This is a genomic window from Okeania sp., from assembly GCF_035285525.1.
Taxonomy (GTDB): domain Bacteria; phylum Cyanobacteriota; class Cyanobacteriia; order Cyanobacteriales; family Microcoleaceae; genus Trichodesmium.
In genome coordinates, this window is the sequence record NZ_JAYKGW010000099.1 from 1 (window position 1) to 10,749 (window position 10,749).

3 protein-coding genes are annotated in these 10,749 nt (G+C 37.0%); 1 reads left to right on the top strand and 2 read right to left on the bottom strand.

Annotated features, from left to right (window positions below):
• Nucleotides 1-650 precede the first annotated feature (650 nt).
• A complete protein-coding gene (locus VKJ25_RS09305) occupies nt 651-6,146 on the bottom strand; it encodes a trifunctional serine/threonine-protein kinase/ATP-binding protein/sensor histidine kinase (protein WP_324236349.1) in 5,496 nt (1,831 codons plus the stop codon).
• 68 nt (nt 6,147-6,214) lie between these two features.
• Here VKJ25_RS09305 and VKJ25_RS09310 point away from each other — a divergent pair, with 68 nt between their 5' ends.
• Nucleotides 6,215-6,391, top strand: a complete 177-nt coding sequence (locus tag VKJ25_RS09310) for a hypothetical protein (protein WP_324236350.1) — start codon at nt 6,215-6,217, stop codon at nt 6,389-6,391.
• A 103-nt stretch (nt 6,392-6,494) separates the two neighbouring features.
• Here the strand turns inward: VKJ25_RS09310 and VKJ25_RS09315 are convergent.
• Nucleotides 6,495-10,749 (bottom strand): trifunctional serine/threonine-protein kinase/ATP-binding protein/sensor histidine kinase (locus VKJ25_RS09315; RefSeq protein ID WP_324236351.1); only part of this gene is annotated, 4,255 nt, incomplete at its 5' end.

The window sequence follows — 10,749 nt, forward strand, 5'->3', positions numbered from 1 at the left end:
CTAATTCATTAAAAGAAGGAAAACTATTACGCATCAGTTTAATAATTACTGGTTCACCATCTGCTTTAGTCACTCCACGATAGACAACAGTTCTCGAACTCTCATGTATTAACTTCCTAGTTTCATAGTTATTTAAAGATATTATAGTTAAGTTCATAGTCCTGATTTATAAATTTAATTATTAAGGTCAGGACTTACGCATGAGGAACGCAATTTTCTTGGCTTGAGATTGCTATCCTGACGGACAGCGACCCATTCATGTCGCGGAGCGAAACGCTGTCGCTGGCGCTGCAAGTCGCGCAATGACAAAAAGACGTTGCGCGTGCGTAAGTCCTAAAGGTAATATTTTAATTTCTTTTATTATACGCTATGTACAACTTTACTAAAAATAATCAGCATTTCTGGGTTTTTAGTGGTGACACAACTTTCCTGGTTGTTACAGCAAACGAAGGCTGTGTTACAAAAAAAACACAACTTTTCTGGTTGTTACAGCTGGTAAGGCTGTGTTACAAAAAAACACAGCCTTCCTAGTTTTTATAGCTGGGAAGCCTATGTTACAAAAAAACACAAACTTCCTGGTTGTTATAGCTGGGAAGCCTGTGTTACAATCAATTCTTTCTTCCTACTCCCTACTCCCTACTCCCTGTTCCCTAAGTTAAAGGTAAAGTAATAATAAATTTTGTGCCCTTACCCAACTCTGAGACACAATCTATTGTACCACCATGTTTCTCCACCACTATTTGACGAACTATTGCCAATCCTAATCCTGTTCCCTTACCCACACCCTTGGTGGTAAATAAATGGTCAAATATTCTTGCCTTCACCTCTGGTGTCATCCCCTTTCCATTATCCTCAATTATAATTTTGACTACATTTTTTTTAGTCAGTAATGCTGTTTTAATAGTAATTTTCTGAGGTTGAGCTTCAATCTCTGAATAAGATAAATTCTGAGCAACTTCATCAAAAACATCTATCCCATTGGCAATAATATTCATAAACACCTGATTCAGTTGTCCGGGAAAACACTCCACTTCCGAAAAATCCCCATAGTCTTTAATGACTTGAATTTCCGGTCGCTCCTGATTAGCTTTGAGTCGATATTTCAGAATCATTAAGGTACTATCAATTCCCTGGTGTATGTCGGCAATAACTTTATATTCTGTATCCGCGCGGGAAAAAGTGCGCAAACTGGTACTCAGATTTTTAATTCTCTCGGTAGCATTTTTCATTGAACTGAGAAGTTTAGGCATATCTTCACACAAATAATCTAAGTCTATTTCCTCAGCATTTTCTTCTATAACTTCGGCTGTATCAGGATAGTTTAGTTGATAGTGATTTTGATAGATATTGAGATGCTCTAAAATATCATGTAAATTCTCCTGAGCATGCTTAATACTGCCGTTGAGAAAGCCCAGAGGATTATTAATTTCATGGGCAACCCCGGCCATTAAATTACCTAAAGAAGCCATTTTTTCATATTGCACTATCTGGAGTTGAGATTGTTCTAACTTTTGAGAGTAAGCTTGAGATTGTTCATAGAGACGGGCATTTTCTAGAGCAATAGCAGCTTGAGTACAGAGGAAGTTGAGAATAACAACTCGCTCTCTAGTAAACGCACCACTGACTAAGAAATTTTTCAGGTACAAAATACCAATTAAATGTCCTTGGTTGAGAATGGGTAAACACAATACACTCTTAGGTTTCTTTTGCAGTAAATATCTGTCAATGATAGGTAAATCCGTCTCTAAATCGTTAACGACTACAGTTTCTTGAGTATTTTTGACATATTGGATAAGTTTGATTGGTACATTGGGATGATTTTCTAGAGGTTGAGAACAGATTTCTGTTGATTCGGGGTTAGCAATGGCTTCAACAAACCATTCTTCCTGACTATTGGGTAAAATTAAAACACAGCGATTTCCTCCAGAATGTTGGAGAATAATCTGAGTCAGTTGACGCAATAATTCATCCAGCTCAATGATTCCAGAAATTGCTTGAGAAGCTTTGAGTACAGTTGCCAAGTCAAGAGTGTTATTGAGACTGCTAGTGGAAGATTGGCTAGAAGTAATAGAATCTTGGATAATAGTGGAGAGAGTTTCCAGAGGATCTAATGTTTGTGCTACTCGCTCTAATATCGGACGGAGTAAGTCAGGATAGCGTTTTTCTAAGTCGTCAGTTTTTGCTTTCGCACCCCAACGGGCATAACAATAATAGGCTTCTTGCATATATACAGAGGCAATTTTTTCTTTACCCCAGTCAAGGTAGAATTTAGCTGCCAGTTCATTAGCGATCGCTTCTTCTTGGATATATTCGTTTTCTTTTGCTCCTGCTATGGCGCGGTCGTACATCTCGATCGCTTCAGTCTTTGCTCCCAGAAGACGATGCTTTTCAGCTTCTACTATGTCGTATTTGTGCTGAAAATTTGTAGGAGCAAATTCTGCCCAATTTTTCAATTGGCTTTGATTAGCAGCAATGCGATCGCTCTTTTCTGGATCTAATTTACCACTAGCTAGCAATGCTAAACTGTAATAAAAATTATGTTCTGAGGCATAAAGAGTACCTCTGGCAGCTTCTCGATACTGCCAACCTTGTTCTCCTGCATTCAATGCTCCTACATAATCTTCAAATAAATAAGCAAGTCGTGTTTGAGCTTCATAAAAGCAGAGAACTAAAAACATAATTTTATTCTCTAAACATTGGGATAAAAACTTTTCCCCATCTAATATCGTTCCTTGTAAAAACTGAGGTTCTTCAGTTTCTCCCAGAAGATTGCTCACAGCTTGCTGATTAATGCGGAGAAAGCCTTCGTGAAATTCGTATTTGGCTTTAACAATGACTGGGAGATATCTTTCTTGAGCTTGATGTACATTATCTAAGGGACTACCACTATAAAATAGATAGTTACAATAATGAACAGCAGCATAAAAAGCATATTCTACATCTCCATGATCGAATCCACCTTGAATAGCTTGAGGAAGATCGGCAACTGCATTTTGTAGACGATCTTTCCAAGGACGAACAAAAACATTAAACATATTGCTGACCTTGGCAAAAAAGCTGCGGGCGTTAAATTTTTCTAATAGTTGTAAAGATAACTTACCAAACTCGTATCCTGCTTCTATTTCTCCATAAACTCCACATAAAAGTGCCCCATACCAACTATAAGCTGAAGCAGCCAGGGGAGAATGACCGTATTTCATGCAATGTCGAACCGTGTGCATAACAATCGCGGGAAAAGTGCTAGCATTCACAATATAAGCAGCAGAAGTAGCATTAGTCAAAATCCGAACTGCTGCTAGTTTTTCTTGGTCGTTAACTTCTGTCAGGGTGACAAGATTGGCAATATCTTCAGTCGGCAATGCAATATCTTCCCGGAGTTGTTTGATTTCTGCTGCAATTGATTTTGGCTCTTGAGATATATTGATATCCAACATGGAGAGAACATCAAGAGCCAGAGAAATCGCCTCATTCATTTTATTTTGATTGATTTCAAACAAAATTTGCAATTCATAAATCTTGATGCGGTCTAGCAAAGTTTGGGCTTTTTCTAATGTCTCTTGAGAGAGTTGTTGGGCAACTTCCAAGTTATGATTAAAATATTCAGCTTCGATAGTAGCGATCGCTAATGCAAAGTGGAGTGAATAATTTTCTGACCAACTTTGTTCATCGAGAAATTTTTGTCCAGCATAACAATAACGGCGACTGCTTTCATAAGCAACAGAAATTTTGGCTTTTTGACTTGCTTGAAAATTCAATTGGGCAATTTGGTTACGTTCTTCCTGTTCAAAAATTAAGTCAATGCCGATATTGAGATGATTGACAATGGTAAAAAGATGATTCTCTTGCTCGCTCTCGGAAAGATTATGCCAAAGTTGACGACCTATTTTCAAGTGGGTGAGTTGTTTTTGGTCTTCAGCTATCAAAGAATAAGCTGCCTGTTGAACGCGATCGTGCAAAAACTTATAATTAACAACCTGAGAGCTTTCCTCTTGATTATCTGATTTTTTTTGCCCAATATAAAACTTATAAACTTGACTTTGAGGTAATATAAAACCCTCTTGCAAAGCCTTCCACAAACTATTTGCGGTATCTTCTTTTGACTGCTCACAAACAATAGCCAAAGTCTTCAAATCAAACTGATTCCCAATACAAGCTGCTAATTTCACAACTTCTTGAGTTTCTGATGGCAATTTTTGTAACCGCCACGCCATAAAATATACCACATCATCAGTAAGTGCCCTTTGCCTTACCTCAGAAACATCACATTCCCAATACCCCACTTCAAAATTAAACCTAATCAACTTATCTTCATATAAACCTAACAAAAACTGAGTCGTAAAAAATGGATTTCCTTTCGTCTTCTGATACACCAACTCCGTTAAAGGTTTAGCTACTTCTTCATCACAACTCAGGGTATCCGCCACTAAATGATTAATATGATTCTCAGACAAAGGTGCTAAAGTAATGGTGTTAATTTTAGCATTTTCTTTCCTTATTTCATTCAGAGTTAACATCAACGGATGAGCCGGAAATACCTCATTATCTCGATATGCTCCTATCATCAGCAAATAAGAATTAGAAGCTTCAATCATTAACAGTTTCATTAAATTCAGAGAAGCGGAATCTGCCCATTGTAAATCATCTAAGAAAATGACTAAAGGATGTTCTTTGCTCGTGAAAACTTGAATAAATTTACCAAACAACAAATTAAAACGATTCTGGGCAGCATTTCCTGATAATTCTGATACAGCAGGTTGTTTACCAATAATTTTTTCTAATTCTGGAATGACTTCAATTATTATTTGCCCCTGAACTCCCACTGCCTCCAAAATTTTATCTTTCCATTGCCGTAGTTGACTATCGCTTTCACTCAATATTTGTGCCATTAAATCTCGCAGAGACTCAACTAAGGCAGAAAAGGGAACATGACGATTAAACTGGTCAAATTTTCCTTTGACAAAATAACCCCTTTGCTTCACAATAGGTTTGTGAACTTCATTGACAACAGCAGTTTTACCAATCCCAGAGAAACCTGCTACTAAAAGAAGACGCGGAGAGGGGGAGAGGGGGAGAGGGGGAGACGCGGAGTGGGAGCTATTACGGGGGGGATTACTAATTTCCTCAAAAGCATCCAATAAGGTTTGTACTTCTGCTTCTCTGCCATATAATTTTTCGGGAATGAGGAAGCGATCGCTAATATCCCTACTTCCCAACTCAAAATCCTCTATTTCCCCTTTTTCCTGCCATTCCTGTCGGCATCTTTCCAAATCATATTTTAACCCCAAAGCACTCTGATAGCGATCTTCAGCATTTTTCGCCATCAACTTCACTACAATATCCATGAGCATTTGAGGTATTTCTGCACCATGAACCAAATTTCCCTCCCAGGAGGAGTTAGGGGTAGGTTCCAAACGAGCCAAACTCCCTTCTTCCTTCCTCCCTATAATTGGTAAAACCGCCAAATGACAATGTATCAATTCCATTGGATCGGTAGTTTCATAAGGTAATTTTCTATTTAACATTTCAAAAAATGTTACTCCCAAGGAATAAAAGTCACTACGATAATCTATTCCTCGGTTCATCCTTCCCGTTTGCTCTGGAGAAATGTAGGCTAAAGTTCCTTCTAATACATTTGGTGTTTGAATAGTTTGAGTTTCTTTTGGCAGTAGACTAGAAATACTAAAGTCTATAATTTTTACCTGTTTAGTTTCTGGATTAATTAGTATATTTGCAGGTTTAATATCTTTATGAATAATTCGGTTTTGGTGTAATTCATAAAGAATTTCAGTTATCTGAATAGCTATGTCTAAAAATTCGGATATATTTGAAGTTTCAGATGGCAAACTTTGATAATATTCAGCTAAAGAAATACTTCCCAAATCTGGCATAATTAAAGCATAGCCATTCTCATAACGTTCCAAAGCTAATGGTTTAACAATACCTTCTATTTGTAGATTCCTCGCAATAGTGTACTGGTTACGAAATTGAACTAATTCATTAAAAGAAGGAAAATTATTCCGCATCAGTTTAATAATTACTGGTTCACCATCTGCTTTAGTCAATCCACTATAGACCACAGTTCTCGAACTCTCATGTATTAAATCTCTGATTTTGTAATTATTTAAAGATTTTATAGTTATACTCATAGCAAGTTAATTCCAACACTTTTTGATAACTCTATTATTAATACTACAAAATAGAGTTTGAATAGCTTGTGAGTTATATCACAATCTATTGGTTGGATGAATGTATGGCAGAAGGCAGAAGGAAAAATCTTGCTTTGTCTGGGTTGGAGGATTTTGATGGGTCTGCGCCTTTTGCTTCCATGAGTAGTAACACAATCTTCGGTGGTTGTTACAGCCTCGAAGGCTGTGTTACAAAAATTCCATGAGTAGTAACACAATCTTCGGTGGTTGTTACAGCCTCGAAGGCTGTGTTACAAAAATCCTACAGAAATTATCAATTCTTTCTGCCTATTCCCTATTCCCTGTTCCCTAAGTTAAGGGTAAAGTAATAATAAATTTTGTACCCTTACCCACCTCTGAGATACAATCTATTATACCCCCATGTTTCTCCACCACTATTTGCCGAACTATTGCCAATCCTAACCCCGTTCCCTTACCCACACCTTTTGTGGTAAATAAATGGTCAAATATTCTTTTTTTCACCTCTGGTGGCATACCCTTACCATTATCCTCAATTATAATTTTTACTAGATTTTCTTCCCTCACTTGTACAGTTTTAATAGTAATTTTTGGAGTTTTGGCTGACAAATCTGAATCAGATAAATCCTGAGCTGCTTCATCAAAAACATCTATCGCATTAGCAATAATATTCATAAACACCTGATTCAGTTGTCCCGGAAAACACTTCACTTCCGAAAATTCCCCATAGTCTTTGATAACTTCAATTCCAGGGCGCTGCGGATTCCCTTTGAGTCGGTATTTCAGAATCATTAAGGTACTATTAATTCCCTGATGTATGTCGGCACTAATTTTATGTTCTCTATCCGCACGGGAAAAAGTGCGCAAACTGGTACTAAGATTCTTGATGCGCTCTGTGGCATTTTCCATTGATTTCAGAAGTTTGGGTATATCTTCATACAAATAATCTAGGTCGATCTCTTCTGCATTTTCTTCTATCGCTTGGACTGTATCAGGATAATACTTATGATAGAGTAGAAAATGTTCCATCATGTCATGTAGATTCTCCTGAAGATTACCAATACTACCAGTGAGAAACCCCAGAGGATTATTAATTTCATGGGCGACTCCTGCCATTAAATTACCTAAAGAAGCCATTTTTTCATATTGCACAATCTGGAGTTGAGATTGTTCTAACTTCTGAGAGTAAGCTTGAGATTGTTCATAGAGACGGGCATTTTCCAGAGCAATAGCAGCTTGAGTACAGAGGAAGTTGAGAACCAGAACTCGTTCTCTGGTGAACGCACCACTAACTAATAAATTTTTTAGGTACAAAATACCAATCAAATGTCCTTGATTGAGAATGGGTAAACACAATACACTTTTGGGTTGATTTCGCCGTAAATATTTGCCAATGACTGGTAAATCTGTCTGTAAATCGTTAACGACTACAGTTTCTTGAGTATTTTTGACATATTGAATTAATTTGATGGGTACATTGGGATTATTTTCTAAAGGTTGGTGACATATTTCTGTTGATTTGGGAGTGGCAATAGCTTGAACAAACCATTCCCTATTGCTATTGGGTAAAATTAAAGCACAGCGATCGCCTCCAGAATGTTGGAGAATAATTTGAGTGAGTTCACGCAATAATTCATCTAGCTCAATAATTCCAGAAATTGCTTGAGAAGCTTTGAGTACAGTTGCTAAGTCGAAAGTGCTATTAAAACTGGTAGTGGAGGAATAGGTAGTAGCAAGGGCATTTTGAACTGAAGGAGTAGACTGGACAAGAGTAGACAGAGTTTCTAATGGGTTTAAAGTTGATGCTGCTTGTTTTAAAATCGGACTCAGTAAGTGAGGATACCGTTCTTCTAAGTCCTCAGTTTTGGCTTTCGCGCCCCAACGAGCATAACAATAATAGGCTTCTTGCATATAAACGGAGGCAATTTTATCTTTATCCCATTCGAGGTAGAATTGGGCAGCGAGTTCGTTAGCTAAAGCTTCTTCATAATCATAATGATTAGTTTGAGCGGTAGTTATTGCTTGTTCATAAAAATCAATTGCTTCCGTTTTTTGTCTGTTTAATCGCGCTTTTTCTGCTTGTATAATTAAACATTTATGGAGTATATTTTCCGGACAAAAATTTTGCCAAGTATTTAATTTTTCTTCCAGAGAAGCAAGTTTTTCTAAATGAAATTGATAGTCTTCTTCCTCTCTACTCATTTTCGCTAAAGTTATGTGCATTAGAGCGACATAAAACACACTGGAAGGAACTTTAGCATGACTAGAAACAGTATTTTCAATTATCTCTAATTTATCAATTAAGTGAGGGTAGGCAACCGTATCATTAAATAAGTAAGCATGGCGAATTTTCACAGAATAATACCAAGAAAGATGGTAAGGAGTTTCCCTGTATTTCTGTAAATATTCAGATTCACTGAAGTCATCATCATCAAAAGTGAAAATTGTTTGAGTTAAACCCAATAGATTCCGAATGGGTTGCAAAACTCCAACAATTAAAGCATCCAAGTTTTCTAAACTTTTAATTTGACGCAGAAAATCAGCATGGGTTTTAGTAATAGTATACAGTTCACTTAAATTTTTACCGTAAGTCAAGCGGTCTGAACCACTTTGCATCATCATAAAGCCTACCGTGAGCCAGTTCCCCGCTTCCATGCCATACTTATAGGCATTTTCATAATAAGCATCTGCTTCCCGAACTGGGCGACTCCAGCTCTGAACATCCGCAGCCAAGAGAAAATTAGTCATTCCCCGTACATCAGCATTATCAAATTGTTCGCACAGTTGCACAGCCATGTCTCCAAATTGATAACCTGTCGCAGCATCTTGGAGCATGGCATTGGCAATTAAACCATAACCGACATAACCGAAGGGAGACATTTCACTGTTACCATTTTCTAAAGATAAAGTTGTCATCTTCGCTACCGCTAGCAGTGATAAGGTAGTTTGTCCATCAAGCCATGCAGCATAGAACAGAATTTGTAAAATTCGCAGCATTTCTGCCATGTTTTCATCTTTCATTTTGGGAAGTTCGAGAATTGATTCTATTGTCTGCTGCTCTAGAAATTTCCTAACTTTAGCAATTTCTTCGTCTAGGGTGGTTTTAATTAGTTTTAGCTCTGTGGGAATTTCCCAACCAAGTAGAAGTATACTTTCGTATTGAATAGCGATCGCTTCCTTATTTCTCCCTTGAAGCTGATACTGAGTCATTTGGATCCGATAAATTACCCCTTTATCCAAAGCTGTTTGAGCATGATTTAAAGCTGCAGCATAGAGGCTCTCAGCTCGATCAAAATTTCCAGAAAGATATGCTGCCTCGGAGCCATAACGGTGTAAATTGTAAATTAATTCATAGTCACTTTCCCAAGCTGTTGTAGGTAATAAATCAATGCCAATAGTACAATAATCTTGAGCTACTTGATAAGCTGCGGAAAGTCTAGCCTTTTTTCCCGCTTCCAAATTTAGAGCAGCCAATCGCTGTTTTTCTTCTGAACTCGATATAACTGCTTTACCAAGATTCAACTGATTTACTAAACTAAAAATTCGTTCTGATTGTTCTTGAGGTGATAATTCTTGTAATAATAATTGACCGATTTTTAAGTGTGTTAATTGCTTTTGATTTTCGGGAATTAATGAATAAGCAGCTTGTTGAACTCGGTCATGTAAAAAACGATATTTTGCATTTTTATCAACTTTAATATTATCTCTAACTTTATCTTCCCCTAAATAGAATTTATAAACTTCAGTTTGGGGCAAAATTAATCCTGACTGTAAACCTATCCATAATTTATCTGCCGTATCTTCTTCTGACTGTTCAGAAATTAATGCCAAAGTTGGCAAATCAAACTGATTACCAATACAAGCAGCCAACTTCAAAACCTCCTGAGTTTGAGTAGGTAATTTCTGCAATCTCCCCGCCATAAACTCTACTACATCATCAGTTAGTGCCCGTTGCGTAACCTCAGAAATATCACACTCCCAATACCCAACCTCAAAATTAAATCTAATTAATTCTTCCCCATACAAACCTAACAAAAACTGAGTCGTGAAAAATGGATTTCCTTGAGTTTTTTGATATACTAATTCTGTCAAAGGTTCAGCTATTTCCAAAGTACAACTTAAAGTATCTGCTACCAAATAATTAATACTTTCCTGAGACAAAGATAATAAAGTAATAGTATTAACTGTGCCTTTAGCTTTAGCTATTTCATCTAAAGTCAACATCAAGGGATGGGCGGGAAATACTTCATTATCTCGATACGCTCCAATTAATAGTAAATAACCCCTTTCTCCTCCACTCATTAACAGTTTCATCAAATTCAAAGAAGCTGAGTCTGCCCATTGTAAATCATCTAAGAAAATGACTAAAGGATGTTCTTTAGTTGTAAATACCTGAATAAATTTGCCAAACAATAAATTAAAACGATTTTGGGCTGCACTTCCCGATAATTCTGGTATAGCAGGTTGCTTACCAATGATTTTTTCTAACTCCGGAATGACTTCAATAATTACTTGCCCCTGAACTCCTACTGCATCGAGAATTTGATCTTTCCATTGCTGAAGTTGAGTATCGCTTTCACTCAAT

What these genes read in the sequence shown, in the direction of transcription:
- VKJ25_RS09305 (WP_324236349.1), bottom strand. Translation starts at nt 6,146, where the DNA reads ATGAGTATAACTATAAAATCTTTAAATAATTACAAAATCAGAGATTTA.